Source organism: Ancylobacter tetraedralis, from assembly GCF_014195655.1.
GTDB classification, from domain to species: Bacteria; Pseudomonadota; Alphaproteobacteria; order Rhizobiales; family Xanthobacteraceae; genus Ancylobacter; species Ancylobacter tetraedralis.
The window spans coordinates 93,735-118,932 of record NZ_JACICD010000001.1 but is presented as its reverse complement, the minus strand read 5'-3'; the positions used below and the strand labels follow the sequence as shown (position 1 = coordinate 118,932).

24 protein-coding genes, 2 tRNA genes and 1 pseudogene are annotated in these 25,198 nt (G+C 67.9%); 8 read left to right on the top strand and 19 right to left on the bottom strand.

The window, feature by feature from the left end:
* Positions 1-191: 191 nt before the first annotated feature.
* On the bottom strand, positions 192-845 hold the full coding sequence (locus tag FHS55_RS00575; RefSeq protein WP_183187743.1) for a GntR family transcriptional regulator: 654 nt from the start codon (positions 843-845) through the stop codon (positions 192-194).
* A 191-nt stretch (positions 846-1,036) separates the two neighbouring features.
* Here FHS55_RS00575 and FHS55_RS00570 point away from each other — a divergent pair, with 191 nt between their 5' ends.
* From FHS55_RS00570 to FHS55_RS00555, 4 genes are all read left to right on the top strand, one after another.
* Positions 1,037-2,665, top strand: a complete 1,629-nt coding sequence (locus FHS55_RS00570; RefSeq protein ID WP_183187742.1) for an ABC transporter substrate-binding protein — start codon at positions 1,037-1,039, stop codon at positions 2,663-2,665.
* Between the two features lie 87 nt (positions 2,666-2,752).
* Positions 2,753-3,766, top strand: coding sequence for an ABC transporter permease (locus FHS55_RS00565; protein ID WP_343055929.1), 1,014 nt, complete (start codon positions 2,753-2,755; stop codon positions 3,764-3,766).
* A 10-nt stretch (positions 3,767-3,776) separates the two neighbouring features.
* Positions 3,777-4,658, top strand: coding sequence for an ABC transporter permease (locus FHS55_RS00560; protein ID WP_183187740.1), 882 nt, complete (start codon positions 3,777-3,779; stop codon positions 4,656-4,658).
* Positions 4,659-4,668: 10 nt separating this feature from the next.
* Positions 4,669-6,393: a dipeptide ABC transporter ATP-binding protein gene (locus FHS55_RS00555; RefSeq protein ID WP_183187739.1), complete on the top strand. Its 1,725-nt coding sequence runs from the start codon at positions 4,669-4,671 to the stop codon at positions 6,391-6,393.
* Between the two features lie 82 nt (positions 6,394-6,475).
* Here the strand turns inward: FHS55_RS00555 and FHS55_RS00550 are convergent, their stop codons facing one another.
* From FHS55_RS00550 to FHS55_RS00475, 16 genes and pseudogenes are all read right to left on the bottom strand, one after another.
* Complete coding sequence (locus FHS55_RS00550) at positions 6,476-7,504, bottom strand: aliphatic sulfonate ABC transporter substrate-binding protein (RefSeq protein WP_183187738.1); 1,029 nt, start codon at positions 7,502-7,504, stop codon at positions 6,476-6,478.
* Between the two features lie 46 nt (positions 7,505-7,550).
* Entirely contained in the window at positions 7,551-8,411 is an 861-nt protein-coding gene (locus tag FHS55_RS00545; protein ID WP_183187737.1) for an ABC transporter permease, read from the bottom strand.
* Positions 8,412-8,421: 10 nt separating this feature from the next.
* Positions 8,422-9,303, bottom strand: a complete 882-nt coding sequence (locus FHS55_RS00540; protein ID WP_183187736.1) for an ABC transporter ATP-binding protein — start codon at positions 9,301-9,303, stop codon at positions 8,422-8,424.
* Complete coding sequence (locus FHS55_RS00535) at positions 9,300-9,665, bottom strand: 4Fe-4S dicluster domain-containing protein (protein WP_183187735.1); 366 nt, start codon at positions 9,663-9,665, stop codon at positions 9,300-9,302. Before FHS55_RS00535 ends, FHS55_RS00540 begins: the two co-directional genes overlap by 4 nt.
* Entirely contained in the window at positions 9,662-11,239 is a 1,578-nt protein-coding gene (locus FHS55_RS23775) for an FAD-binding protein (protein WP_183187734.1), read from the bottom strand. The genes FHS55_RS00535 and FHS55_RS23775 overlap by 4 nt, the downstream gene beginning before the upstream one ends.
* A gap of 523 nt (positions 11,240-11,762) precedes the next feature.
* Positions 11,763-12,155, bottom strand: a pseudogene (locus FHS55_RS00525) (integrase core domain-containing protein); the annotation flags it as partial.
* A 279-nt stretch (positions 12,156-12,434) separates the two neighbouring features.
* Positions 12,435-12,510 (bottom strand) — tRNA-Phe (locus FHS55_RS00520).
* Between the two features lie 588 nt (positions 12,511-13,098).
* A complete protein-coding gene (yacG, locus tag FHS55_RS00515) occupies positions 13,099-13,335 on the bottom strand; it encodes a DNA gyrase inhibitor YacG (RefSeq protein ID WP_183187733.1) in 237 nt (78 codons plus the stop codon).
* Positions 13,336-13,350: 15 nt separating this feature from the next.
* On the bottom strand, positions 13,351-13,974 hold the full coding sequence (locus FHS55_RS00510) for a Maf-like protein (RefSeq protein WP_183187732.1): 624 nt from the start codon (positions 13,972-13,974) through the stop codon (positions 13,351-13,353).
* Between the two features lie 116 nt (positions 13,975-14,090).
* On the bottom strand, positions 14,091-14,495 hold the full coding sequence (locus FHS55_RS00505; RefSeq protein WP_246339826.1) for an arsenate-mycothiol transferase ArsC: 405 nt from the start codon (positions 14,493-14,495) through the stop codon (positions 14,091-14,093).
* Between the two features lie 87 nt (positions 14,496-14,582).
* Complete coding sequence (locus FHS55_RS00500) at positions 14,583-15,080, bottom strand: UPF0262 family protein (RefSeq protein WP_183187731.1); 498 nt, start codon at positions 15,078-15,080, stop codon at positions 14,583-14,585.
* 10 nt (positions 15,081-15,090) lie between these two features.
* Positions 15,091-16,383, bottom strand: a complete 1,293-nt coding sequence (hisD, locus tag FHS55_RS00495) for a histidinol dehydrogenase (protein WP_183187730.1) — start codon at positions 16,381-16,383, stop codon at positions 15,091-15,093.
* A gap of 164 nt (positions 16,384-16,547) precedes the next feature.
* Positions 16,548-17,033 carry a DUF2948 family protein gene (locus tag FHS55_RS00490; RefSeq protein WP_183187729.1) on the bottom strand — a complete coding sequence of 162 codons (486 nt, stop codon included), beginning with the start codon at positions 17,031-17,033 and terminating at the stop codon, positions 16,548-16,550.
* Positions 17,034-17,197: 164 nt separating this feature from the next.
* Complete coding sequence (locus FHS55_RS00485) at positions 17,198-17,614, bottom strand: hypothetical protein (RefSeq protein ID WP_183187728.1); 417 nt, start codon at positions 17,612-17,614, stop codon at positions 17,198-17,200.
* 43 nt (positions 17,615-17,657) lie between these two features.
* Positions 17,658-18,947 (bottom strand): UDP-N-acetylglucosamine 1-carboxyvinyltransferase, encoded by a 1,290-nt coding sequence (gene murA / locus FHS55_RS00480; protein WP_183187727.1) that lies wholly within the window; start codon positions 18,945-18,947, stop codon positions 17,658-17,660.
* 199 nt (positions 18,948-19,146) lie between these two features.
* The gene (locus tag FHS55_RS00475) at positions 19,147-19,326 is read right to left on the bottom strand and encodes a hypothetical protein (protein ID WP_183187726.1); all 180 of its coding nucleotides are present in this window, start codon (positions 19,324-19,326) and stop codon (positions 19,147-19,149) included.
* A 414-nt stretch (positions 19,327-19,740) separates the two neighbouring features.
* Between FHS55_RS00475 and FHS55_RS00470 the strand changes: the two genes are divergently transcribed.
* Positions 19,741-19,815: transfer RNA gene (locus FHS55_RS00470), tRNA-Thr, on the top strand.
* Between the two features lie 89 nt (positions 19,816-19,904).
* On the opposite strand, the gene FHS55_RS00465 is transcribed toward FHS55_RS00470, so the two are convergent.
* On the bottom strand, positions 19,905-21,290 hold the full coding sequence (locus tag FHS55_RS00465) for a sensor domain-containing diguanylate cyclase (protein ID WP_183187725.1): 1,386 nt from the start codon (positions 21,288-21,290) through the stop codon (positions 19,905-19,907).
* 217 nt (positions 21,291-21,507) lie between these two features.
* Between FHS55_RS00465 and minC the strand changes: the two genes are divergently transcribed.
* The 3 genes from minC to minE are packed head-to-tail and all read left to right on the top strand — an operon-like array spanning position 21,508 to position 23,315.
* A complete protein-coding gene (gene minC, locus FHS55_RS00460) occupies positions 21,508-22,218 on the top strand; it encodes a septum site-determining protein MinC (protein WP_183187724.1) in 711 nt (236 codons plus the stop codon).
* Positions 22,219-22,227: 9 nt separating this feature from the next.
* The gene (gene minD / locus FHS55_RS00455; protein WP_183187723.1) at positions 22,228-23,043 is read left to right on the top strand and encodes a septum site-determining protein MinD; all 816 of its coding nucleotides are present in this window, start codon (positions 22,228-22,230) and stop codon (positions 23,041-23,043) included.
* Positions 23,040-23,315, top strand: a complete 276-nt coding sequence (gene minE, locus FHS55_RS00450) for a cell division topological specificity factor MinE (RefSeq protein WP_183187722.1) — start codon at positions 23,040-23,042, stop codon at positions 23,313-23,315. The genes minD and minE overlap by 4 nt, the downstream gene beginning before the upstream one ends.
* Before the next feature lie 214 nt (positions 23,316-23,529).
* Here the strand turns inward: minE and FHS55_RS00445 are convergent, their stop codons facing one another.
* Positions 23,530-25,152: an ABC-F family ATP-binding cassette domain-containing protein gene (locus FHS55_RS00445; protein WP_183187721.1), complete on the bottom strand. Its 1,623-nt coding sequence runs from the start codon at positions 25,150-25,152 to the stop codon at positions 23,530-23,532.
* Positions 25,153-25,198: the final 46 nt, after the last annotated feature.

Here is a 25,198-nt window from a genome sequence, read left to right as displayed (position 1 = left end):
TACGTCGGGTGGAGAGACGTGGTGCGAGAGGGCCGCCGCGCCATCCGGCTGGCCGAGATCGGCTCGGCCCGAACCCTGCTTGAGCGAACCCAGGAGCGCTCGCGATAATCGCGACCGGACCCGAAGCAGCCATTCGCCGTGTCCGCTTTCATGGGCGCCGTCGGCGAGACCCGGCCTTCACACCCCATGATTCACGCCGGCACATTCCGAAGTTCCTCGAACGCGTCCTCGACCAGGCTGACGTGACGCAGCATGGCCGCGTGGGCCGCTGACGCATTGCCGGCGAGCACGGCACCGACGACGACGGCGTGCTCGGCATGCGAGCGCGCCAGCCGCCCCACCGCCCGGAACTGGGCCTGACGGAAGGGTGCCAACCGCCGGCGCAAGCCGATGGCCATCTCGGAAATCACCGGGTTGTGGCAGCCGGTATAGAACAGCGTGTGGAAGGAGGTGTTTGCCGCCGTATAGGCCGCCACGTCGTTTTGCGCGACCAGCTCGCCCATCGAGTCCTGAAGCACCTCCAGCCGGCGGCGCTCGATCGGCGTCATGCTGAGCGCGGACAGCCGGGCGCAGGTCGCCTCAAGCTCGCCCATGGCGACGAAAAGGACCTCGAGCTGGTCGGAGGTGACGAGCGCCACGATGGCCCCACGCCGGGGGCGAAGATCGATCAGGCCGGTCGCCGCCAATTGCCTGAGGGCTTCGCGCACGGGCGTGCGCGACGTGCCATAGCGCGCGGCGAGCATGTGCTCGTCGAGACGGCTGCCAGGCTCGAATGTGCCGTCCAGAATGGCGTCGGCGATTTCGCTCGCCAGCTTTTCGGCTCGCGTTTGCCCATCGTCGGACATGGCAACCTTACCTATGGCGCTGCTTCACTTGGACGAATCCTGCCTATCCTTCGCACGGATCGATAAATGCATACAGACTAGAATTTGCGCACCGCTGAAAACAATTTAAGCACGCAATTAATTAAAATTGCATGCAAGATTTCCCCAGAGAATACACGAGATGCCTCAAACCCTCTGAGGGAGCCGGCCGAATGAACCGCCGTGAATTTCTGAAATCCGCCACCGTCCTGTCTTCGGCCGCCGCCACCGGGGTTGCCGCGCCGGCGGTCTGGTCCTCGGCCAGCGCCCAGTCGGCGCGGCAGGAAACCCTGCTCCTGGTCAGCGAAAGCGGACCGAACAATCTCGATATCCACGGCGTCGGCACCAACCGCCCCGGCTATGAGGTGGCCTGGAACTGCTATGACCGGCTGATGAGCTATGGCAGCAAGACGCTGCCCGACGGCTCGGCCAGCTATGACCGCGACAAGTTGGTGCCGGAACTGGCCGAGGAGTGGAGCCTCAGTGAGGGCTCCGTCACCTTCAAGCTGCGCAAGGACGCCAAGTTCCATGACGGCACCGCCGTCACGGCACAGGACGTCAAATGGTCGTTCGACCGCGCCGTCACGGTCGGCGGCTTCCCGACCTTCCAGATGAAGGCCGGCTCGCTGGAAAAGCCGGAGCAGTTCGTCGCCCTCGACGACCGCACGTTCCGCGTCGACTTTATCCGCCCCGACCGGCTGACCATGCCGGACCTCGCGGTGATCGTGCCCTCGATCTTCAATTCCAAGCTGGTGAAATCCAAGGCCACCGAGGCCGATCCGTGGGGCCTCGAATATACCAAGCAGAACACCGCCGGCGGCGGCGCCTACAAGGTGACCAAGTGGCAGTCCGGCACTGAAGTCGTGTTCGAGCGCAACGATGCGTGGACCTGCGGGCCGATGCCCGCGCTCAAGCGCGTGGTCTGGCGCATGGTGCCGTCGGCCGGCAATCGCCGGGCGCTGATCGAGCGCGGCGACGCCGACATCTCGTTCGACTTGCCGGCCAAGGATTTCGTCGAACTCGACAAGGCCGGCAAGGTGAAGGTGGTATCGAACCCGATCAGCAACGGCATCCAATACATCGGCATGAACGTCAACAAGCCGCCGTTCAACAAGCTCGAAGTACGCCAGGCCGTCGCCTACGCCATTCCGTACCAGAAGATCATGGATGCGGTGATGTTCGGACTCGGCAAGCCGCTGTTCGGCGGCGGTTCGAACAAGGTGAGCGATCCGGTCTGGCCGCAGCCGCATGGCTACGTCTCCGATATCGCCAAAGCAAGGGAACTGATGGCCAAGGCCGGCTATCCCGACGGCTTCGAAACCACGCTGTCCTTCGATCTCGGCTCGGCCGCCGTCAACGAGCCGCTCTGCACGCTGCTGCAGGAAAGCCTGGCGCAGATCGGCATCAAGGCAAGCCTGAACAAGATTCCGGGAGCGAACTGGCGCGGCGAGCTGATCAAGAAGGAGCTGCCGCTGATCTCCAACTTCTTCTCGGGCTGGCTCGACTATCCCGAATATTTCTTCTTCTGGTGCTATCACGGCCAGAACGCGCTCTTCAACACCATGGGTTACAAGAACCCGGAGATGGACAAGCTGATCGATGGCGCCCGCTTGGCTGCGGCGACAAATGATTGGGCGGTCTATAAGGAAGACGTCAACGGGTTCGTCGATCTGGCTTTCACGGACGTACCGCGCGTGCCGCTGTACCAGCCTTATCTCAGCGTCGCGATGCAGAAGCAGATCACCGGCTACCAATACTGGTTCCACCGCCAGCTGGACTACCGCACGCTCAAGAAAGCCTGACGGCGAGCGACGAGCCCGGCGTGGCCCCGCCGCGCCGGGAGACGCGGATCCCCCAAAACGCATACCCCACGAACGATGGAGGCCGATGTGTTCCGTCAGATTGCCAAGCGATTGATGACGGCGATACCGAGCATCATCGGTGTCATCATCGTCACCTTTCTGCTGACCCGGGTTCTGCCGGGCGACACCGCCGCCTATTTCGCCGGGCCGGCGGCCAGCGAACAGGCGATCTCGGAGATCCGCGCCAAGCTCGGGCTGGACCGCTCCTTGCCGGTGCAGTTCGTCGCCTATGTCCAGGATCTCGCCACCGGCAATCTCGGCACGTCGCTGACCACCGGCCAGCCGGTGATCGAGGATATCCGCGCCCGGCTTCCGGCCTCGGCCGAACTCACGCTGCTCGGCCTGCTGATCTCGATCCTGGTCGCCGTGCCGCTCGGCATTCTGGCGGCGGTGAAGCAGGGCTCTTGGATCGACCATCTGTGCCGGATCGTGGCAACCGCCGGCGTGTCGCTGCCGGTGTTCTTCACCGGGCTGCTGCTGGTCTATGTGTTCTATTACATCCTCGGCTGGGCGCCAGCGCCGCTGGGGCGGCTTGATTTCTTCTACACCTCGCCGACCACCATCACCGGCTTCTATCTCATCGACAGCCTGCTGACCGGTGATATCGAGGTATTCCGCGCCGCCTGGTCGCAGATATGGCTGCCGGCGGTGACGCTGGCCATCTTCTCGCTGGCGCCGATCGCCCGCATGACCCGGGCCTCGATGCTCGCCGTACTGGCCTCCGACTTCGTGCGCACCGCGCGCGCCAGCGGATTGAAGCCGTCCAAGGTCGTGATGGGCTACGCCTTCCGCAACGCGCTGCTGCCGATCATCACCACGCTCGGCATGGTGTTCTCCTTCCTGCTCGGCGCGAACGTGCTGGTGGAGAAGGTATTCGCCTGGCCCGGCATCGGCTCCTACGCCATCGAGGCGCTGATCACCTCGGACTACGCGCCGGTGCAGGGCTTCGTGCTGGCGATGGCCATTCTCTACGTGCTGCTGAACCTCGCGATCGACATCCTGTACGGGCTGGTCGATCCGCGCGTCCGTATCGAAGCGTGAGCCGGCACCCATGAGCACCGCAACCGCCGACGCCGCCGCACCGTCCAAGGACGGCATCCTCTCCCACGCCCGCCACATCGTATCGGAGAACCCGGTCACCGGGGTGTCGTTCGCCCTGTTCGCTCTGTTCCTGCTGGCGGCCATCATCGGGCCGTTCATCGTACCCTATGATCCGCTCGCCAGCGATACGGCGGCGGCCCTGCAGGCCCCATCGGCCGCGCACTGGTTCGGCACCGACCAACTCGGGCGTGACATCTTCTCGCGCGTCGTGGTGGCGACCCGGCTCGACATGATCATCGCCATCGCCTCGGTAGCACTGGTGTTCCTGGCCGGGGGCTTTGCCGGCATCGCGTCGGGCTATTTCGGCGGGTGGACCGACCGCATCGTTGGACGAGTGTCCGACACCATCATGGCGTTCCCGCTATTCGTGCTGGCGATGGGCATCGTGGCGGCGCTCGGCAACACCGTCACCAACATCATCATCGCGACCGCCATCATCAACTTCCCGCTCTATGTCCGCGTCGCCCGCGCCGAGGCGAATGTGCGCCGCGAGGCCGGGTTCGTGCAGGCCGCGCGGCTGTCCGGCAATTCCGAGATGCGCATCCTGCTCGGCCATATCGCGCCGAACATCCTGCCGCTGATGATGGTGCAGGTGTCGCTCACCATGGGCTACGCCATCCTCAATGCGGCGGGGCTTTCCTTCATCGGCCTCGGCGTGCGCCCGCCTACCCCGGAATGGGGGATCATGGTCGCGGAGGGCGCGTCCTTCATCATCTCCGGCGAATGGTGGATCGCGTTCTTTCCCGGCGTGACGCTGATGCTCGCGGTGTTCTGCTTCAACCTGCTCGGCGATGGTTTGCGCGACCTCGTCGACCCGCAGCGGCGCACGTGAGGAGACCGTCATGAACGTCCACTTGCCCGCCAATCACATCCAGCCGCCACTGCTCGAAGTCCAGGATCTCACCGTCGAATTCGCCACCCGACGCGGCGCTGTGCGCGCGGTGGAGAAGGTGAACCTGACGCTGGCCAAGGGCGAGACGCTCGGCATTGTCGGCGAGTCCGGCTCGGGCAAGTCCGTCACCTCCTACACGGTGATGCGCATCCTCGACCGCGCCGGCCGCATCGCCGAGGGCACCATCACCTTTGGCGGCGTCGATGTCGGCAACGCGCCGGAATCCACCGTCCGGGCACTGCGCGGGCGAGAAATGTCGATGATCTTCCAGAACCCGCGCGCAGCGCTGAACCCGATCCGCAAGGTCGGCAAACAGATCGAGGATGTGCTGATCGAGCACGTCCAGGCGCAGCCGAGCGACGCTAAGGAGAAAGCCATCGAGGTGCTCAAGGCCGTGCGCATCGCCCGGCCCGAGGAGCGCTACCACGCGTACCCGTTCGAGCTTTCCGGCGGCATGTGCCAGCGCATCGTCATTGCGCTCGCGCTGGCCTGCCGCCCGCAATTGCTGATCGCCGACGAGCCGACCACCGGGCTCGACGTCACCACCCAGAAGGCGGTGATGGATCTGGTCGTCGAGCTCGCCCGCGAGCGCAACATGGCGACCATCCTCATCACACATGATCTCGGTCTGGCGGCCGCCTATTGCGATCGGGTCATGGTGATGGAAAAGGGCCGCGTGGTGGAGACCGCCACCGCCGAGGCGATCTTTCGCGCCCCCCGGCACGCCTATACCCGCAAGCTGATGCGAGCGACGCCGCGCGGCGGCATCACGCTGCGCGACCTGCTCCCCGAGGAGATCGCCACCGAGATGGCGCCGCTCGGGGTGAAAGTACCGCCGGCAAGCGGCCAGCCGCTGCTGGTGGTCGAAAACCTCATCAAGGAATATCCGCGCCAGTCGGCCGTCTCCAGCCTTGCAAGAATGTTCGGCGCCAAGGTCGCGGCACCCGAGCCGTTCCGCGCGGTCGACGGCATCAGCTTCTCGCTGGCGAAGGGCGAGAGTCTCGGGCTGGTCGGCGAATCCGGCTGCGGCAAGTCCACGACATCGATGATGCTGATGCGGCTGCTCGACCCCACCTCCGGGCAGATCATCTTCAAGGGTGAGGATCTCTCAAAAATACCAGCCAGGACCTTCGCCCGCTCGCCCTGGCGCTCGCGCATCCAGATGGTGTTTCAGGATCCGACCGACAGCCTCAATCCGCGCTTCACCGCGGCGCGCTCGATCGCCGACCCGCTGCTGCAGATGGGCGAGAACGTGAGCGGCCCTGCCCTGCGGGCGCGGGTGGAAGAGCTGGCCCGCCTCGTCGGCCTGCCGTCGCCGTTTCTCGACCGGTTCCCGCACCAGTTGTCGGGTGGGCAAAAGGCGCGCGTCGGCATCGCCCGCGCCATCGCGCTCGATCCCGAACTCGTGGTCCTCGACGAGCCGACCGCCGCGCTCGACGTGTCGGTTCAGGCGGTGGTGCTCAACCTGTTGCACGACCTCAAGCAGCGGCTCGGCATGAGCTATATCTTCGTCAGCCACGATCTGGAGGTGGTGCGCATGCTGTGCGACCGCGTGATCGTCATGCGCGCGGGAGGCATTGTCGAGGAAGGAGAGACCGCGGCTGTGATGGCGGCGCCCAAGGCCGAGTACACCCGCGAGCTACTGTCCTCGATCCCCCATCCCCCGATCTACTAGGGCGAGCCTCGTAGAGCCAAGCATCCGGGCCGATGCACGATGCGGTGCCGAGGCCGGCGATACGGACGGCCTCGGCAGCGGCTCAGTTGTTGGCGAGCTTCTTCCGCGCGGCGTCGTAGTAGGAGCGGTCGATCCAGGTGCCGTAGTCGACCTTGCCCTTCAAAAGGCCAGACTCGGCCATGAAGGCTTCCTCGGCCTGGAGCGCCCGAACCGCCTCTTCGGTAATCGCCGGGTCCTGCCAGAACTTGCCCTCATTATAGGTCGCGCGAACCGCCTTCTCGCTGCTGCCCGTCTCCTTGACGAAGATATCGATGGTCTCTTCCGGGTGCGCATCGGCCCAGCGCGCCGTCTCGATGTCGATGGCGAGCAGCCGCGCGACGATGTCGGGGTATTTGCGAGCGAAGGTGCCGTTCACGCTGAGGACGTGCGGAACCGCCCATTCCCGCTTGCCGGAGATGCCGGCGTCAAAAAGGACCCGCGCCCCGCCGAGATCCACCAGCTTCTGGGCCGGCCCGGTGCTCTCGGCGATGGCGTCGATATCGCCCCGGGCGAGTGCGGGCCCGGAACTCTCAATGCCGATATTGAGCAACTGGACGTCCTTGATCGAGACGCCCGTCTCCTTCAGCGCCTTGGCCAAGGTCGAATGACGCACGGTCCCGGTGAGCACAGCGACCTTCTTTCCCTTCAGCTCGGCGAGGCTTTTGATCGGCGAGTCCGGGCGCACGACCACCAGCGTCTCGTTGGAAGGCACCCAGCTCGACAGGCCGATCGCCTTCACATCCGCCCCGGCGGCGCCGAGACGCAGCGAGGGGTTGTTGCCGATATAGGTAAACTCGATGGCGCCGGAGCCGAGCGCGACCGAGGCCGGGCCGCCGCCGTCGAAGGTCGCCAGCTCGACACGGATGCCGTCCTTGGCGAATTCCTGCTCCAGCCGCTTCTTGTTCCGGTAGAGGATAAACTTGAGGTGTCCCGGCGCGGTCGAGCCGATGCGGATCACCTCCGGCTTGTCATCGGCGCGGGCGGGGAGAGTGCCGGCAAGCGGGGCGAGCGCGACAAAGCCGAGTGCCTGGACAACGCGGCGGCGCGAGAGAGAAACGAGACGAGGGGCCATGGTCGGTGCCTTTCGGGGATGTCATGAAAAGAGGGAGAGGCGGGCGTCAGACCGCGCCCTTGTCTTCGCTGGCGCGCCAGCGCGTCGCCCGGGCCTCGAAGGCCACGAGGCCGTAATTCAGCAGGAAGCCGATGAAGGTGAGCGTCAGGATGCCGGCATACATGCGGTCGGTTTCCAGCATCAGCGACGAGTTCTGGATGAGGTAGCCAATGCCCGACTGGGCCGCGAGCATCTCGGCGGCGATCACCGAGAACAGCGAACTCTTCACCCCGAGCCGCGCCCCCGCGACGATGGAGGGCACGGCCGAGGGCAGGATCACCTTGGCGAACAGGTCCCAGTCCGAGGTGCCCATGGAGCGCGCCGCCTTGATGTGCAGCGGATCGACCGACTTCACGCCGACAATGGTGTTGATCAGCAGGAAGAACACGGCGGCATAGAAGGTGATGGCGATTTTCGAGGCCTCGCCGATGCCCAGCACCAGGATGAAGACCGGCAGCAGCGCGAATTGCGAGGTGTTGCGCAGCGTCTGCACCAGAAAATCGCTGATCTTCTCGAACAGCGTGTAGCGCCCCATCAGCAGGCCGAGCGGGATCGCGACGATCACCGCCAGCCCGAAGCCGATGGCCGCACGCTGCAGGCTGATGCCGATATGCTGGGCCAGCAGGCCGCTGCCGATCATCTCGCCCAGCGCCGAGAAGACCTGGCTGAGCGGGGGAAAGAAGATCGCGTTGATCCAGCCCAGGCGCGGCGCCAGCTCCCACAGCAGCGCCAGCACCAGCAGGGCCGGCAGGCCGAGCCCGATGGCGCTGATGGCATGGCGGACCGAGGAGGGGGCGGGCAGGGAGGCCGGCCGGCTCCACCAGACACGCGGGGGAATATCGGTCGAATTGTCGGTGGCGAGCGTCATCGTCGGGTCCTCAGGCGTTGTAGGCGGAGGCGAGAGCCCAATCGCGCTGGGCCTTGCTCACCTCCTCGCGCAGCGCATCCCACACACGGGCGCGATAGGCGTTGAAGGCGGCGCTGTTGCGGATCTCAATGTCGCGCGGACGCGGCAGATCGACCGCGATGGTCTCCTTCACCTGCGCCGGGCGCGCGGTCATCACGACGATCCGGTCGGCAAGGAAGATGGCCTCGTCGATGGAATGGGTGACGAACACCACCGTCGTCCGGATCTGCTCCCAGATGCGCAGCAATTCGCTTTGCAGGATGTCGCGGGTCTGGGCGTCGAGCGCCGCGAACGGTTCGTCCATCAGCAATACCTGCGGATCGGTCGCTAGGGCGCGGGCGATCGCCACGCGCTGCTGCATGCCGCCGGAGAGCTGGGAGGGGTAGCGGTCCTCGAAGCCCTTCAGCCCGAACAGGTTGAGAAAATGCTGCGCCCGTTCCCGCCGGGCGGCGCGCCCGACCCCGCGCACCTCCAGCGGGTATTCGATGTTCTGCAGCGCCGTGCGCCAGGGAAACAATGCATATTGCTGGAACACATAGGCCGTTTCCCGGTGCGGGCGGCTCACCTTGTGGCCGTCGATGGCGGCAAATCCGTTGGTCGCCTGGGTGAGCCCGGCAATAATGTCGAGCAGCACCGACTTGCCGCTGCCCGAGGGTCCGACAATGGTGACGAATTCGCCTTGCCGGATGTCGAGATCGACGCCCGACAGAACCGGGATGCGGTCGCTCAGCCTGCCATCGAGCGTCACGCTCTGGCCCGGCTTGAGCTGGAAGGTCTTGCGTACGTCGCGCAGCGCGATGCGGTTGGTGTCGGGAGCGCCCACAGGCAGGGGGCTGACGGGTGCGAGGCTCATGGCGCAGTACTCCGGGGGCCGGTCGGCATCGCGGTCAGCGAGGCCTGGCGAAGTCGATGGGTGGGGTCGCTGTCGGCGCCGCCTTCGCGGCCCTTCTTCCAGCCGAGCGCGCGCGCATAGCTGCCGAACAGGCCGGCCTCGACCACCGCGCTCTCGGTGATTCCGGTGACATGCTCGGGGTCGACTGCGACGTAGAGCGCATCGACCGGGCAATAGATCTCGCACAGGAAGCAGGTCTGGCAGTCGCCCTGCCGCGCGATGACCGGAACCCCGCCGGGCACGGCCTCGAATACGTTGGCCGGGCAGGCCTTCACGCAGACATTGCAGGCGGTGCAGCGGGTCTCCGACAGAAGCTCGATCATGATGCGGCCGCCTCCAGCGGCAGGCTATCGAAGCTGAGCACCGGCTGGTCGATGCCGGCGATGGTGAGGCGGCGCGCCTGCGCGGGCTGGCTCTCGGGCGCATCGAGCCGACGGTGCATCCCGCGCGTTTCGGTGCGCGCCTGCGCGGCGCGGCAGGCCCAGCGGCTGGAAGCAAGGAGCGCGGCCGCCTCGCGCAGACGCAGGGCGGCGACGCCGTCGCCTTGGGCGTGGTCGCGGATCGCCTCCCACGCCGTGTCGAGGCGTGTGAGCGAGCCGGCGAGCCTGGGTGCGCTGCGGAAGAAATGGCGGTCGACCGGCAGCATCTCCTCGCGCACAAGCGCCACCGCCTCGGCCGGATCGATGGCGCGCGAGGAGGCGGCGGGACGCAGCCCCGCCTGCCCGGCCGGCCGCACCGATCGCTCCGCTGCCCGGCTCCCCAGACGCTGGGCGAAAGCGGCGGCGCCCTTGCCGGACCAGACCCCGGTGGCGACGGCCCAGGAGGCATTCGGCCCGCCGCCCCCGGTCGCCGCACCGGCGATGTCCTGCCGCTCCAGCGTGTCGCCGGCCGCAAACAGGCCGGGAATCCCGACGCCGCAGTCGTCGTCGCCGCGCTTCAGGCCACCGGTGCCGCGCACCGTGCCTTCCGACCGCAGGGCGATTGGGAACAGCTCCTCGAACGGGTCGATGCCGGCGCGCTCAAAAGGCAGGAAGCAGTTGGGCTGTCCCCGGCGCAGCGCCTCCGGCACCGCGCCGCTCGCCCGGTCCAGCCGGGCCGAGATCGGGCCCTCCAGCGATTCCCGCGCCAGCACCGGAAAGCGCTGGCCGGGCGGGATGTCGATCGCAGAGCCGTCCGCCCGGTAGAAGCTCGCCCAGAAATAGGGGAGCCCCTTGTTGACCGAGGAGTGCAGCGGGACGATGCCGTACTGGTTGGAGAACTCCATGCCGGAAAGGCTGGCGCCGAGCTCGGCGGCCATGAGCTGGCCGTCGCCGGTGAGCCCCGTGGCGCCGAGGATGCGCGAGCCGAAGGCGCAGCCGCCGGTGGCCAGCACCACCGCCCCCGCCCGCGCCTGCCAGTTCTGGCCGAGTTGACGGGCGACGCCGGCCGCCCCTGCCACCACCTCGCCGGCGACCAGCAGTTCCAGCGCGGGATGGTGGTCGCGGACGATCACGCCGGCCCGCACCAGCTGTTGGCGCAGGAAGCGCATATAGTCCGGGCCCCGCAGATTGGCGATATAGAGCTCGCCGTCATCGTCGCGCGGAAAGCGATAGCCGCGCTCGGCAAGCACGTGAAGATGCTGGGTCGCGGTGTCGATCACCCGCCCCATCTGCCGCAGATCGGCGAGGCCTTCGGCGGATTTTTCCCGCTCGGCGATCAGCCGCGCCCGCCGCTCCGGCGTGGTGGCGAACCAGGTGCCAGTGTTGGAGGGCGCGGTGGCGCCGCTGGTTCCCACATAGCCCTTATCCACCAGGACGACGCTGCACCCGGCCTCACGCGCGGCAAGGGACGCCCAGCAGGCCGCCGGCCCACCGCCGATGACGAGAACGTCCGATTGGAGCTGGATAATAGCAGCCACATCACCCTCCGAATGCCGGGGGCAATGATCAAATCGCCACCGTCACGTTCCGCACCTGCGCGATGAGAGCAGGGCCGAAACCTATAATTTCTATCAAATAGATATATTATCTTTTTTCGTGCGACACAACCCATGTGATCGAGGCGCGAAGCCTGCGGTGGACACCGCCGCGCGAGGGGAGCGGTCCGGCGCTCCCATCCCGCATCGGCTTCTGCGCCAGCGGCGGTGGCGCGATGACATTGCGCACCGGCAAGGGCAGCTCCGGCGGCCTGTATCGCCGGCTCGACGAACGCGCGCATGGGGCAAGACGGGGGGCAAGGGCAAGGCGGGGCGCAAGGCCTTGCCCTCTGCATGGACCGGCTCAGCCGGGCCGTCATCGATCATCCCGAGCGGCGCATTCTCCACCCCGAACGCCTCGCCGTCCTTCTGGAATATGACCCGAGCCCCTTTTCCCCTCGGGCCCAGGAGAGAGTCCGAGGGTTGCTTTGCGGCCTCAGGCGGCCTGTTTTTCCAGTGGGATTGGTGCGGCGAACTCGGCCGGAGATCGATTGCCGAGATCTGAATGAGGGCGGTTCAGGTTGTCGTCCTCCTTCCATGAGGCGATGGCGGCACGGGCCTGCCCCAGGCTCGAGAACAGGGTCTCGTTCATGCACTCGCCTCGGAAACGACCGTTGAAGCCCTCAACGAGCCCGTTCCGCATCGCCTTGCCGGGAGCGATGTAGGGCCATTCGACGCCGGTCTCCCGGGACCATTTGAGAACGGCCATCGGGGTCCGCTCCGTGCCGTTGTCGGAAACGATGGCCGCAGGCCCGCCCCGGATGGCGAGCCGCGCGTCGAGCTCGCGTGTCACCCGCAGGTCCGAGAGCGAGGTGTCGGCCGCCAGCGCCAGACACTCCCGGCTGAAGTCGTCGAGAATCGGGCTCTCAGGTCAGCGACTGCCGGTTGACGTGACGAGGAGGTGCAAGCCTCCCCCATCGGAGAGCTTGCGCGGCTTCGTACTCGGCTTGGCATTGCGGGCGGCGGCGTCTGACAGGGGAACGCTGTTGGTACCCGGTCTGTGACTTGGTACCGAAGGATGCCAACAGACGTTCCAAAACGCCAACCGGCCCGCCGATACGCGCCAATACGGCGATCGTCGAAAATTCTTTGATTATAGTAGTTTAGCGCACTTCCGGTTATCCCCGGCGGAGAGTGATGGTGCCCAGGGACGGAGTCGAACCGCCGACACTGCGATTTTCAGTCGCATGCTCTACCAGCTGAGCTACCTGGGCATGCCGACAACGGCTTGAAGCCGTGTGGAGCGGGCGGTTTATAGTGTTTCGGGCTCGCCCTGTCCATATGCCCGCCACGGGAAAATCCGCCTTTCCCCAGCCTGTCGTCACCGAAGCGTCACCCGCGGAGGTCGCGCGGCATCCCGCGCGTGCGTCCGGAAGGGGCGCCGGTGGTGCGTGCACCGGTCCGGCAACACGCATCCCAGAGGGCACTGCCCGAGCGCGCGTACCGGAGCGCGCATACCGGAGCGCACACGTCCCGCGCGCCCGTTGGAATGCCTCGCAGACCGCGAGCTTCCGGACGTGGGAGGGCCATTGTCGAGATGCGGACCAATGCGCGGGGGTGGGCGCGAGCGCCGGGGATTGCACGAATGCCGGCGCGCACGAATCGGGGCGCCGGGAAGCACAGGAGTGCCGCGCGCGGAAGCGGAGTGCCGGCAAGGAGCCGAGCGCGGGAGCGCGCAATCTGGGACGCCCATGACGCCAGGCGGGCCGAGCAAGAGCCTCGCCAGCGGAGCATCGCGATTGGACCTCAGGCGTCGGTGGCCCGCACACGATCCCGCCTGCCGCAGCCCGGCCGTGGCGGGCTCAGCGCCGTCGCGACGGGGGCGGCGGCGGGGCAGCGGGGGCAAGCGAGGGCTCTTCGCCGTCCTCGTCGTCTTCCTCGGTCACGGGAATGGCGTAGGCGCCGACCAGCCAGCGGTTGAGGTCGATGTCGGCACAGCGGCTGGAGCAGAATGGGCGGTATTTTTCCACCGCCGGCTTGTCGCAGATCGGGCAGCTACGGGGCGCCGCGCCACCTGTCTTGTCCTCACCCGATGCCATGGGCCGCTCCCCTGCTCACGCCGGATGACCCCAGCGCTGGTGAACGGGATAACGCTCGCCCGCCAGCAGCGTCACCGTCTCCGCCAGCGGCAGGCCGACCACATTGGTATAGGAGCCGACCAGCTTGACCACGAAGGTGCCGGCGAGCCCCTGAATGGCGTAGCCGCCCGCCTTGCCCTGCCATTCGCGCGCGGCGACATAGGCGTCCATCTCCTCGCGCGACAGGCGCTTGAAGCGCACCCGCGTCTCGACCAGACGGGTGCGTACCCCACCCTTGGGCGTCATCAGGGCGATGCCGGTATAGACGCGATGGGCGCGGCCCGAGAGCAGGCGCAGGCAATCGGCCGCCTCTTCGCCGATCTCCGGCTTCGGCAGGATGCGGCGGCCGACCGCCACCACCGTGTCGGCGGCCAGCAGATAGGCGCCCGCATACGCGCCGTCGGCGGTGCGGCGGGCATCCGCGGCGGCCAGCTTCTGCTGGGCGAGGCGCAGGGCGAGCCGGCGCGGAAGCTCGCCGCGCTCGGGCGTCTCGTCAATATCGGCGGGCAGCAGGGCGTCGGGCTCGATGCCGGCCTGGGCCAGCAGCGCCAGTCGGCGCGGCGAGCCCGAGGCCAGCACCAGAAGGGGGCGGGCGCTCACTCGTATACTCCTCTTCCGCCGGCCATTGGACATGCGGGGCCGTCGGTCATTCGGGGCGGCACGCTAGTGCAACTTCCTTAAAAACTGAACGGCTTTTACGCCGCCCGGCCGCGCCATCAAAACCGGAAGCGGGCGCGGATGCGCGTCTCCAGCTCGTCGCGCACGGCGCGATAGGCATCCAGGCGCTGCTCGCGATTGCCGCTGACCAGCGTGGGGTCGGGTGTCGGCCAGTATTCCACATCGATCGCATTGGTGCGGGTCAGCTCCAGCGCGCGGTGATGGGCATCGGGCGAGAGGGTGATGACGAGATCGAACCCGAGCCCCTCGTTCTCCTCCAGCTCCTCCAGAGTCTGCGGCCGGTGGCGATGCAGGTCGAGGCCGATCTCGTCGATGGCGGCGACGACGAAAGGGTCGCTCTCGCCCTTCATCACCCCGGCCGAACCGACATAGAGCGAGCGGCCGAACAGATGGCGGGCGAGCACCGCCGCCATGGGCGAACGCACGCTGTTCTGGCCGCACATGAACAGCACCGATTGCGGCCGCTCGCGCCGTTTGCCGGGTACCCAGCCGGGCGACAGCGCGTTGGAGCCGGACCGCCCGTCCACGCTTCAGCCTTTCCAGTGCAGCGCGCAGACCAGCGTGAACAGGCGCCGGGCCGTGCCGAAATCCAGGGAGATCTTGTCCTTCAGCCGCGCGCGCAGCACCTCCGAGCCCTCGTTGTGCAGGCCACGCCGGCCCATGTCGATGGCCTCGATCTGCGAGGGGCTCGCGGTGCGGATCGCCGAATAATAGCTCTCGCACACCATGAAATAATCTTTCACCACCCGCCGCAACGGGCTGAGCGAGAGATGATGCCGCACCACCGGGGCACCGTCCTCGCGGGTGATTTCCAGCAGCAGCCGACCGTCGGCCAGCGCGATGGACAGCCGATAGGGACCGGGCTCGGTGTCGCCGATCGGGGTGAAGCTGTTCTCCTCGATGAGGTCGTAGATCGCGACCGCGCGCTCGTGCTCGACATCGCGGGTGGAACGGCCGATCGACCGGGCGTCGAGCGTCACCGCCGAGAGGCGGCGCGTGTCGGCGTGGGGGTCCTCGCCATCCGCCATCGCGCCGCCGCTACAGGTTCAGGCGGATCGCCACCGACCGGGCATGGGCGCCGAGCCCTTCCGCCTCGCCGAGTGCGATCGCCGCCGGGCCGAGCGCGCGTAGCTGCTCGGGCCCGCATTTGAGGAGGGTGGTGCGCTTCATGAAATCGAGCACGTTGAGGCCGGACGAAAAGCGCGCCGAGCGCGCGGTCGGCAGAACGTGGTTGGAGCCGCCGACATAGTCGCCGATCGCCTCCGGCGTGTGGGCGCCGATAAAGATCGCCCCGGCATGGCGGATGCGCGCGACCAGCGCCTCGGCATCCGCCGTCATGATTTCCAGATGCTCGGGTGCGATGCGGTCGGACAGCGCGGGCGCCTCCTCGAGACTGGCGAGCGTGATGATCGCGCCGAACTCCGCCCAGCTGGCGCCGGCAATGTCGCGGCGCGGCAGGAGCGCCAGCTGGCGCTCCACCGCCTCGGCGACCGCATCGGCCAGCGCCGCGTCGTCGGTCATCAGGATCGACTGCGCGGCGGTGTCGTGCTCGGCCTGCGCCAGCAGGTCGGCGGCGATCCAGTCCGGGTTCTGCGCGCCATCGGCGATCACCAGCACCTCGGAGGGGCCGGCCACCATGTCGATGCCGACCGTGCCGAACACATGGCGCTTGGCGGCGGCGACATAGGCATTGCCGGGGCCGACGATCTTGGCCACCGGGGCGATGGTCTGCGTCCCATAGGCGAGCGCCGCCACCGCCTGCGCCCCGCCCACGCGATACACCTCATCGACGCCGGCAAGGCGCGCCGCCGCCAGCACCAAGGGGTTGAGCACGCCATCGGGCGCGGGCACCACCATGGCGAGCCGGCCGACGCCCGCGACCTTGGCCGGCACCGCGTTCATCAGCACGGAAGAGGGATAAGCCGCGGTACCGCCCGGCACATACAGGCCAACCGCATCGACCGGGGTCCAGCGATGGCCGAGCTCGACGCCGGCGGCGTCGACATAGCGCCCGCTCGCCGGCAGCTGGCGCTCGTGATGAGCGCGGATGCGGCCATGCGCGAAGGCGAGCGCCTGCACCGTGGCCGGATCGGCCGCCGCCACCGCCGCGTCGATCTCCGCTTCCGAAACCCGGATGCCCAGCGCGCCGAGGTCCACCCGGTCGAAGCGCCGGGAGAGGTCGATCAGCGCCGCGTCGCCGCGCGCGCGCACATCCGCAATGATGCCGGCCACCGCGTCGGCGACATCCTGCGACACCTCGCGCTTGGTGCCGAGAAAGGCCGTGAAGCGCGCGGCGAAATCGGGCGAGGACGTATCAAGGCGAAGCGGCATGGCGGATCCTGCGGGCACGTAACCCCTGTCCTATCGCAACCGCGCCGCCCGAAGACAAGCGGGAAGAAGACCGGCGGGAAGAAGACCGGTCGCAACGCGACAGGCGGCAAGACGACCGGCAGACCGTGGCACGGCAGCGATGGACGGTGCCCGTCCGCGCGCGCTCACCCCACGTCGTGGCAGGGCGTACCCTTGACGTCCCAGGCCGGGCCCAGATCCTCAAGCGCGACTTCGAGGCATTCGACGTCAAGCTGCACCTCGCCCCCGCCCGAGAACAGAAAGCTCACCGTTCCGGAGGGGGCCTCGCCCGCCTCGAACTTCATCGCCAGCAGGTTGAGCACGCCCTGCTTCTTCTTGAGATCGATGCCGCGCACCCGGGCGGCCAGCACGCGCTCGAAGCGCAACCCGGAATGCCGGCGCACGCAGGGACCCGCGGCGGCGGCCGCGGCGCCGGCCGGCGTGCCGACCTCCGCCATCGCCTCGGCCTGGATCGCCTTTTCCCAATCGAACCGGCTGGCCAGCAGGACGAAGCGTCGCTCCTTCGGCACGAAGGTCATGTCGCCCACCGCCAGCACCGCGTCCTGCAGATGCATCGACAGTACCGCCAGATCTTCCGCGTCGAGCGCGATCAGCTTGAGGCCCTTGCCCATGTCACTTCACTCCGTTGAGCGGCTCCCGTGCGGGCCAGCCCCATCCCGTGTCGCCCTCTCGCCACCGGGAGCTGACCGTCTGTCCGGCAGATGGCGCGCCATCGCACGCGCCGCAAGGGGGAGACACCTGCCGGCGTACGCGCGTCTGCGGAGTCTTGCGTGACCTACTCGGACAGACGGGAGGCGATCGGGCGGCGGGGCGTGTATGCCGCGGCATATCTGCCGCCGTCAGCCTTGGCGAACTGGCCGATCAGCAGCGGCTTGGCCAGCTTCTCGAAATCGGCAACCTCGAAAAAGGCGAGGCTGGCGCTATCCGTCGCGGTGGATGCCGGCCGAATGGCATCGCCATCATAGAAGCCCGAGGAGGACAGCAAATGCCGCACCAGCACACCACGGAACGGCACCTTGCGTATGTCCGCCGACGAGCCAGCATAACCGGCGGCGGAGGCGTAGAAATAAATGTGGCGCCCCAACCACTCAGGGGGAAAGGACGTCTGGCTGGTGCTGAACGCCACATGGCTCCCGTGACCAATCGCCTGCGCCGATTCCAGATGGACCAGCGGCACCGGCGCCAGAATCACCTCATGCGGCAGGATCGTCTCCTCCGCTACCCTCGCCCCTCGCTCAGCCGGCGATGCGCTCGATCTGCGCACCGCAGGCGGAGAGCTTCTCCTCCAGCCGCTCGAAGCCGCGATCGAGATGATAGACGCGGTGGATCATGCTCTCGCCCTCGGCGGCCAGCGCACCGATGACCAGCGACACCGAGGCTCGCAGATCCGTCGCCATGACCGGCGCGCCGGTGAGCTTCTCCACGCCCTCGATGGTCGCGGTCTCGCCATCGAGATGGATGCGCGCGCCGAGCCGGACGAGTTCCTGCACATGCATGAAGCGGTTCTCGAAAATGGTCTCGGTGATCGTCGAGGTGCCGCGCGCGCGCGTCATCAGCGCCATCAGCTGGGCCTGCAGGTCGGTCGGGAAGCCGGGGAACGGGGCGGTCGACACCTCGACCGGGGAAATGCCGGCGCCGTTGCGCTTCACCCGCAGCCCCTCGTTCGAGACCGTGACCTCGGCGCCGGCCTCGCGCAGCGTGTCCAGCGCGGAATCCAGCAGGTCGGCCCGCGCACCGGCCAGCATCACGTCGCCGCCGGTCATGGCCACCGCCATGGCATAGGTGCCGGTCTCGATGCGGTCGGGCAGCACCGCGTGGCGGGCGCCATTGAGGCGCGGCACGCCACGAATGCGGATGGTGGGAGTGCCCTGCCCCTCGATGCGCCCGCCCATGGCGTTGATGCAATCGGCGACGTCGACGATCTCCGGCTCGCAGGCCGCGTTCTCGAGGATCGTCTCGCCATCGGCCAGGCTCGCCGCCATCAGGGCGGTGTGGGTGGCGCCGACCGAGACCTTGGGGAACACGATATGTGCGCCCTTCAGCCCCTTGGGCGCGCGCGCCAGCACATAGCCGCCGTCGATCTCGAGCTCGGCGCCCAGCGCGCGCAGCGCGTCGAGATGGAAGTCGACCGGGCGCGTACCGATGGCGCAGCCGCCGGGTAGCGAGACCTTGGCCTCGCCCATGCGCGCCAGCAGCGGCCCGATGACCCAGAAGCTCGCCCGCATCTTGGAGACGAGCTCATAGGGCGCCGTGGTGTCGACGATCAGCCGCGCGTCGATTTCCAGCGTCTGCCCGGCATAAGCGCCATCGCCCCGCCGCTTGCCGTTGACGGTGATATCGATGCCGTGATTGCCCAGGATCCGCTGCAACAGCGCCACGTCGGCGAGGCGCGGCACGTTTTCCAGCACCAGCTTCTCGTCGGTGAGCAGGCCCGCGATCATCAGTGGCAAGGCGGCGTTCTTGGCGCCGGAGATCGGGATCGTCCCGTTGAGCGGATTGCCGCCGATGACGCGGATACGGTCCATGAGGTTCTGCTCTCCTTAACTCGAAAGCCGACGAGACGCACGGGCCACGCAGCACGACCGGCAGGGAAAACGCCGGGACGGGCACGCGGCACCTGTACCGTCAGGGAATGAGGGCGCGATGGGGCCGATTCGTGGCGAGGTCCATCCCTGTTCCCATGACGTCTAGCGCGTGTCGCGAGGGGAGACAACGCCCAGTAGGTCAGGACGCCTCGTCCGGCCCGGGCGGCGCCGGGCGGGCGATCGGCGCGCCCTCCCCCGCCGGCGGATCGGCCGGGGCATCGGCCTGCCGCCCGCGCGCCTGCTGCTTGCGCCGCTTGAGATTGGCGCGCAACGCCGCCGCCAGGCGCTCGGCGCGCGCCGCATCATCCGGGCCGCTCATCGCGTTCTGCCTTTCATGACGTCGTCCCTTTCATAGTGCCGCTCCCCGCCGGGCAGGGTGCCGCCGCCGTCGCGAAACGGCCGCGCCCGCCTGCACCGGCCTGCCATAAGGCCCGCCGGCGCGGAACGAAAGAGGCCAGACGCCGCCGATGCGCGAGCCGCCGCCCCGCGCTCCCATGGGGTTCGCCGAGCCTCCCGCCGACCGCGACGACATGCCGGGGCCGGCACTCCCCGCGCCGGGGGCTCGACGCCGCCTCCGCGTGCCCCCCGCCGCCCCGATCTGGCGGCCCTCGAGCGCTCCGGCAGAGGCGGCATGCACAGGCCTGGTGCGAATTCCGCGCCCGACGCTTGCACCAGCCCGCGCGCTGTGGCAAACGTCGCCCCGCTTCGGCGGCTCCGTCCGCCCCGGCAGCGCGCTGCGGTAGCTCAGTGGTAGAGCACTCCCTTGGTAAGGGAGAGGTCGAGAGTTCAATCCTCTCTCGCAGCACCATTTTCCCTGAACAGAACCGATCCTGACGAGCAGGGCCGCGCCGGTGGGGCGGGGCGTGGATGGCGCGTGCGTCGATGCGCGGTGGGCGCTCAGCCGCGCAATGGTGACGGCGTGGAAAGGCGGTAGCCGTTGCGGCCGGCGGATTTGGCTTCGTAAAGGGCGCGGTCGGCCGCGGAAGCGAGGCGGTCCGGATCGGCGCCATCATGCGGGGCCAGCGCGATGCCGATGCTGACACCGATCGAGAGCGTGGATTCACCGAACACGAAGGGCGGCTGCATCGCGGTGAGGATCCGTCCGGCCCTTGCCGCCACCGCCGCGATATCGCCGGCCACCGGCATGATCAGCGCGAATTCGTCACCCCCGGTGCGGGCGACGAGGTCTCCCGCCTCGGCGACGCTGCGGAAGCGGCGAGCGGCCTCGCGCAGCACCGAATCGCCGGCCTGATGGCCCAGCGTGTCGTTGACCTGCTTGAAATGGTCGATGTCGATGCAGAATACCGCGAATTGGGACGGCGCGTCGCCTTTGGACGCGCACAACGCGTCGAGCCGGGCATTGAACAGGGTGCGGTTGGGCAGTTCGGTGAGCGCGTCATGCGAAGCGAGATGTTCGAGGCGCTGCTCGGCCAGCTTGCGCCGGCCGATATCGCGCACCGATGACACATAGCCGTCGGGTTCGCGGGTCAACGGGTCGTAGGTGAGCCTGACCGAGGCTTCCATCCACACCCAGGAGCCGTCCTTGTGGCGCTGGCGGACTTCCACCACCCCGATCGACAGCTGGCCGGAACGGATCTGTCCCATCAGCGCCGCGAAGGTGGTCAGGTCGTCCGGGTGAACGATCTCCATCGCCCGGCGGCCGACAAGTTCCTCGGGCTCGTAGCCGATGAGCGTCCGCACCGAGGGGGACACGTAGAGCCGGACGCCGTCGAGGTTGCCGCGCACGATGGTGTCGGTCGAGGTTTCGGCGAGCAGCCGGAAATGATTCTCGCGCATCGCCGCCTGTTCGGCCTGGTCGATCAGGCGCAGGCCGGCGCTCGCCAATTCGACAAGATCGGCCAGGCGCCCGCGCTCCACGGCATCCAGGCCCCGCGGGCGAACGTCGAACACGGCAAGCCGCCCCGCTCCGCCCGGCAGCGGCAGGCTGGCGATGAAGCGCAGCGTCACGCCCGGAAGGCCGTGGGCCCACGGTGCGAAGACCGGGTTCGCGGCGACGTCCTCGACCACCATCACCCCGGCCCCGCTATCGGGACGGCCGTTCAACGAGGTGGCGAAGTGCCAGGCCCCGGCATCGAGGCCCTCGGCGACATCGAGCCAGTGGCCGCGATCACCGGTGAGACACAGCGATGCCGCCGGCACCTGCAGGAGCGAGCGGGCGAGCCGACAGAGCCCGTCGAAGGGCAGGCCGGCGGGACACTCCCCGGCCGGCGACACGATGAGCGGCGTAGGCGAGCCCGGTTCGCCTTCCGCGGCAAGACACATCGACCAATCTTTCTTCCGGCCCTTCGGGCCCGCAGCCATTTCCTTGCGCCCCGCGGCGGTGCAGCACGGCGCGCCCGAATGCAGGCATAGAATGACCTTCTGGTGGCGGCAAGCGGCGCCCACCGGGAACCGCTGCGTCTGCGGCCGCTCCGGCCTTCTTAACCAGTCGTTAACCAGGATTAAACAAACTCCTAACGATCAGAGGGAGATTCGTGCGGTGAGCGTAATCGGCAAATCGGGGCCATCCATCCGCTTCCGCGGGCGTTCCTTCCTCGCGATGACGCTGGTCGCCGACGTGCCGATGGAGCCGTGGTTCGCCGATTTCGACATCTGGCTGCAGCGCTCCCCCGGCTTCTTCACCGGTCGCACCGTGGTGCTGGACCTCTCGGGCACCGCCGCGAACAAGGCCGAAGTGGAGCGCTGGATCCGCGAGCTGGCCAGCCGCGGCGTGCGCCTCATCGGGCTCGAGGGCGTCAAGCCCAGCATGGTCGATGCCGCCATGCCACCGGTGCTGCGCGGGGGCCGGGACGCCACGCTGGCCATCCCCGACGAGATTTCCGCGCCTGTCGCGGAGCCGGCCAAGCCGGCCGCCCCGGTCGAGCCGGTCAACCTTCTGGTCGAGCAGCGCGTGCGCTCCGGCCAGTCCATCGTGTGCCTGGAAGGCGACGTGACCATTGTCGGCTCGGTCGGCGCGGGCGCCGAAATCATCGCCGGCGGATCCATCCATGTCTATGGCACGCTGGCCGGCCGGGCCATTGCCGGGGCCACCTTCGGCGCCAAGTCGCGCATCTTCTGCCGAAAGCTGGAAGCGGAACTGCTCGCCATCGACGGCGTGTACCGCACGGCCGAGAACATCGACGACGCCTTCCGGCGCCAGTCCGTCCAGGTCTGGATCGAAAACGACGCATTGCGGCTTGCCGCACTTTAGGAGCGAGGCATGGCGAAGATCATCACAGTCACATCGGGCAAGGGCGGCGTCGGCAAGACCACGACGACCGCCGCGATCGGCGCCGCGCTCGCTCGGACGGGCGACAGCGTGGTCGTGGTCGACTTCGACGTCGGCCTGCGCAATCTCGACCTCATCATGGGAGCCGAGCGGCGCGTCGTTTATGATTTCGTGAACGTCATCCAGGGCGATGCCCGGCTGCCGCAGGCGCTGATCCGCGACAAGCGGGTGGAAACGCTGTTCCTGCTGCCGGCCTCGCAGACCCGCGACAAGGATGCGCTCACCGAGGAAGGCGTCGATAAGGTCATCGGCGACCTCTCGCGCCATTTCGACTGGGTGATCTGCGACAGCCCGGCCGGCATCGAGCGCGGCGCCACGCTCGCCATGCGCCATGCCGACATCGCCATCGTCGTCACCAATCCGGAAGTCTCCTCGGTGCGCGACAGCGACCGCATCGTCGGCATTCTCGATGCCAAGACGCTGAAGGCCGAGCGCGGCGAGACGGTGGACAAGCGCCTGCTGCTCACCCGCTATGACCCGATCCGCGCCGCGCGCGGCGACATGCTGAAGACCGAGGACGTGCTGGAAATCCTCTCGCTGCCCCTGCTGGGCATCGTGCCCGAGAGCAACGACGTGCTGCGGGCCTCGAATTTCGGCGTGCCGGTCTCCATCCACGATCCCGAGAGCGCGCCGGCGCGGGCCTATGTCGACGCCGCCCGCCGGCTCAAGGGCGAGACCGTGGCGATGGAAATTCCCGGCAAGCCGCGTCTCGGTTTCTTCGGCAAGTTCCTCAGGAGGGCAGCATGACCCTGTGGAAGAAACTGTTCTCCAGCGCCAGCAGCGCACCGCAGGCGCGCGAGCGCCTGCAGATCCTGCTCTCGCATGAGCGGCAGGTTCTGGGCGGCGACGATCTTCTCGCCAGCCTGCGGGAGGATATTCTCGCCGCGGTCGCCAAGCGCGTGCCGTGCGAGCGCGACGCGGTGAAGGTACGGCTCGAGCGCGGCGCGCCGCTGTCGATCCTCGAGATCGAGGTCGAGATCCGCGGCAATGTCGAGCTGGTGCTGAACCAGGCGGCCTGACGCGCGCATGCCGGCGCCATGTGGCGCCAGACGAAGACACCAGCGGCCGGGAAAGGGCACGGCGCCCCTTCCCGGCCGCTTTTCGTCGTGTTCCTCGCGATAGCCGCGCGACCGGGCAGCGGAACCAGGCGGACGAACCGGGCGGAGGCTCACCCCATCGCGTGCCGGAACGCGGCGGCGGCACGCCAACGAGGCATCGCCGCGCGCGAACGCGCTAATGCCGCAGGCCGGGCGCTTCCTGGCCGGTGCGGGCAACATATTCGACATAGCCGCCACCATATTGGTGGATGCCCTCGGGCGTCAGCTCCAGCACCCGGTTCGACAGCGCGGCGAGGAAATGCCGGTCGTGGCTGACGAACAGCATGGTCCCCTCATAGCTCGCCAGCGCGGCGATCAGCATCTCCTTGGTGGCGATGTCGAGATGGTTGGTCGGCTCGTCGAGCACGAGGAAATTCGGCGGATCGTACAGCATCTTCGCCATGACGAGCCGCGCCTTCTCGCCGCCGGAGAGCACGCGGCAGCGCTTTTCCACGTCGTCGCCGGTGAAGCCGAAGCAGCCGGCGAGCGAGCGCAGGGAGCCCTGCGCCGCCTGTGGAAAAGCGTCTTCCAGCGTCTGGAACACGGTGCGATCGCCTTCCAGCACCTCCATCGCGTGTTGGGCGAAATAGGCCATCTTGACGCTGCCGCCGAGCGCGACCGTGCCGGCATCCGGGTCGGTGGAGCCGGTGACGAGCTTGAGCAGCGTGGACTTGCCGGCGCCGTTGACGCCCATCACCGCCCAGCGCTCGCGCCGGCGGACATGGAAATCCAGGCCATCATAGATACGCCGCGCGCCATAGGCCTTGGACACGTTCTTCAGCGCCACAACGTCCTCGCCCGAGCGCGGGGCGGGCTGGAACTCGAAGGCCACGGTCTGGCGGCGGCGCGGCGGCTCGACGCGCTCGATCTTGTCGAGCTTCTTCACCCGGCTCTGCACCTGCGCGGCATGGGAGGCGCGGGCCTTGAAGCGCTCGATGAAGGCGATCTCCTTGGCCAGCATGGCCTGCTGGCGCTCGAACTGCGCCTGCTGCTGCTTGTCGGCCAGCGCGCGCTGCTGGGCATAGAACTCGTAATCGCCGGAATAGGAGGTGAGCGTGCCGGCGTCGATCTCCACCACCTTGTTGACGATGCGGTTCATGAAGGCGCGATCATGCGAGGTCATCATCAGCGCGCCGTCGAAATTCTTCAGGAACGCCTCCAGCCAGATCAGGCTCTCGATATCGAGATGGTTCGAGGGCTCGTCGAGCAGCATCACGTCCGGGCGCATGAGCAGGATGCGGGCGAGCGCGACGCGCATCTTCCAACCGCCGGAGAGCTTGCCGACATCGCCGTCGATCATTTCCTGGCTGAAGCCGAGGCCCGCCACCACCTCGGCCGCCCGCCCCTCCAGCGAATAGCCGTCCAGTTCCTCGAAGCGGGCCTGCACCTCGCCATAGCGCTCGATGATGGCGTCCATCTCGTCGGCCCGGTCGGGGTCGACCATGGCGCCCTCCAGCGCGCGCAGCTCGGCGGCAATCGTGCTGACCGGGCCGGCGCCGTCCATGACCGCGGCCAGCACGGACTGGCCCGCCATCTCGCCCACATCCTGGCTGAAATAGCCGATGCTGATGCCGCGATCGACCGAGACCTGTCCCTCGTCCGGCGCTTCCTCACCCGTGATCAGGCGGAACAGCGTCGTCTTGCCCGCCCCGTTCGGCCCCACCAGCCCGACCTTCTCGCCCTTGAGAAGCGTGGCCGAGGCCTCGATGAAGACGATCTGCTTGCCGTTCTGTTTGCCGATGGAATCGAGCCGGATCATGCGCGCGGGAGCCCTGCAATGGTGTTGCAGCGCAACTAGAGCCTTT

Bases quoted from the DNA above. Each gene is read 5' to 3' on its own strand.
- FHS55_RS00575 (WP_183187743.1), bottom strand. From the start codon at position 845: ATGTCCGACGATGGGCAAACGCGAGCCGAAAAGCTGGCGAGCGAAATC.
- FHS55_RS00570 (WP_183187742.1), top strand. From the start codon at position 1,037: ATGAACCGCCGTGAATTTCTGAAATCCGCCACCGTCCTGTCTTCGGCC.
- FHS55_RS00560 (WP_183187740.1), top strand. From the start codon at position 3,777: ATGAGCACCGCAACCGCCGACGCCGCCGCACCGTCCAAGGACGGCATC.
- FHS55_RS00555 (WP_183187739.1), top strand. From the start codon at position 4,669: ATGAACGTCCACTTGCCCGCCAATCACATCCAGCCGCCACTGCTCGAA.
- FHS55_RS00550 (WP_183187738.1), bottom strand. From the start codon at position 7,504: ATGGCCCCTCGTCTCGTTTCTCTCTCGCGCCGCCGCGTTGTCCAGGCA.
- FHS55_RS00545 (WP_183187737.1), bottom strand. From the start codon at position 8,411: ATGACGCTCGCCACCGACAATTCGACCGATATTCCCCCGCGTGTCTGG.
- FHS55_RS00540 (WP_183187736.1), bottom strand. From the start codon at position 9,303: ATGAGCCTCGCACCCGTCAGCCCCCTGCCTGTGGGCGCTCCCGACACC.
- FHS55_RS00535 (WP_183187735.1), bottom strand. From the start codon at position 9,665: ATGATCGAGCTTCTGTCGGAGACCCGCTGCACCGCCTGCAATGTCTGC.
- yacG (WP_183187733.1), bottom strand. From the start codon at position 13,335: ATGGCATCGGGTGAGGACAAGACAGGTGGCGCGGCGCCCCGTAGCTGC.
- FHS55_RS00505 (WP_246339826.1), bottom strand. From the start codon at position 14,495: ATGTGCGGCCAGAACAGCGTGCGTTCGCCCATGGCGGCGGTGCTCGCC.
- FHS55_RS00500 (WP_183187731.1), bottom strand. From the start codon at position 15,080: ATGGCGGATGGCGAGGACCCCCACGCCGACACGCGCCGCCTCTCGGCG.
- hisD (WP_183187730.1), bottom strand. From the start codon at position 16,383: ATGCCGCTTCGCCTTGATACGTCCTCGCCCGATTTCGCCGCGCGCTTC.
- FHS55_RS00490 (WP_183187729.1), bottom strand. From the start codon at position 17,033: ATGGGCAAGGGCCTCAAGCTGATCGCGCTCGACGCGGAAGATCTGGCG.
- murA (WP_183187727.1), bottom strand. From the start codon at position 18,947: ATGGACCGTATCCGCGTCATCGGCGGCAATCCGCTCAACGGGACGATC.
- FHS55_RS00475 (WP_183187726.1), bottom strand. From the start codon at position 19,326: ATGAGCGGCCCGGATGATGCGGCGCGCGCCGAGCGCCTGGCGGCGGCG.
- FHS55_RS00465 (WP_183187725.1), bottom strand. From the start codon at position 21,290: ATGTGTCTTGCCGCGGAAGGCGAACCGGGCTCGCCTACGCCGCTCATC.
- minD (WP_183187723.1), top strand. From the start codon at position 22,228: ATGGCGAAGATCATCACAGTCACATCGGGCAAGGGCGGCGTCGGCAAG.
- minE (WP_183187722.1), top strand. From the start codon at position 23,040: ATGACCCTGTGGAAGAAACTGTTCTCCAGCGCCAGCAGCGCACCGCAG.
- FHS55_RS00445 (WP_183187721.1), bottom strand. From the start codon at position 25,152: ATGATCCGGCTCGATTCCATCGGCAAACAGAACGGCAAGCAGATCGTC.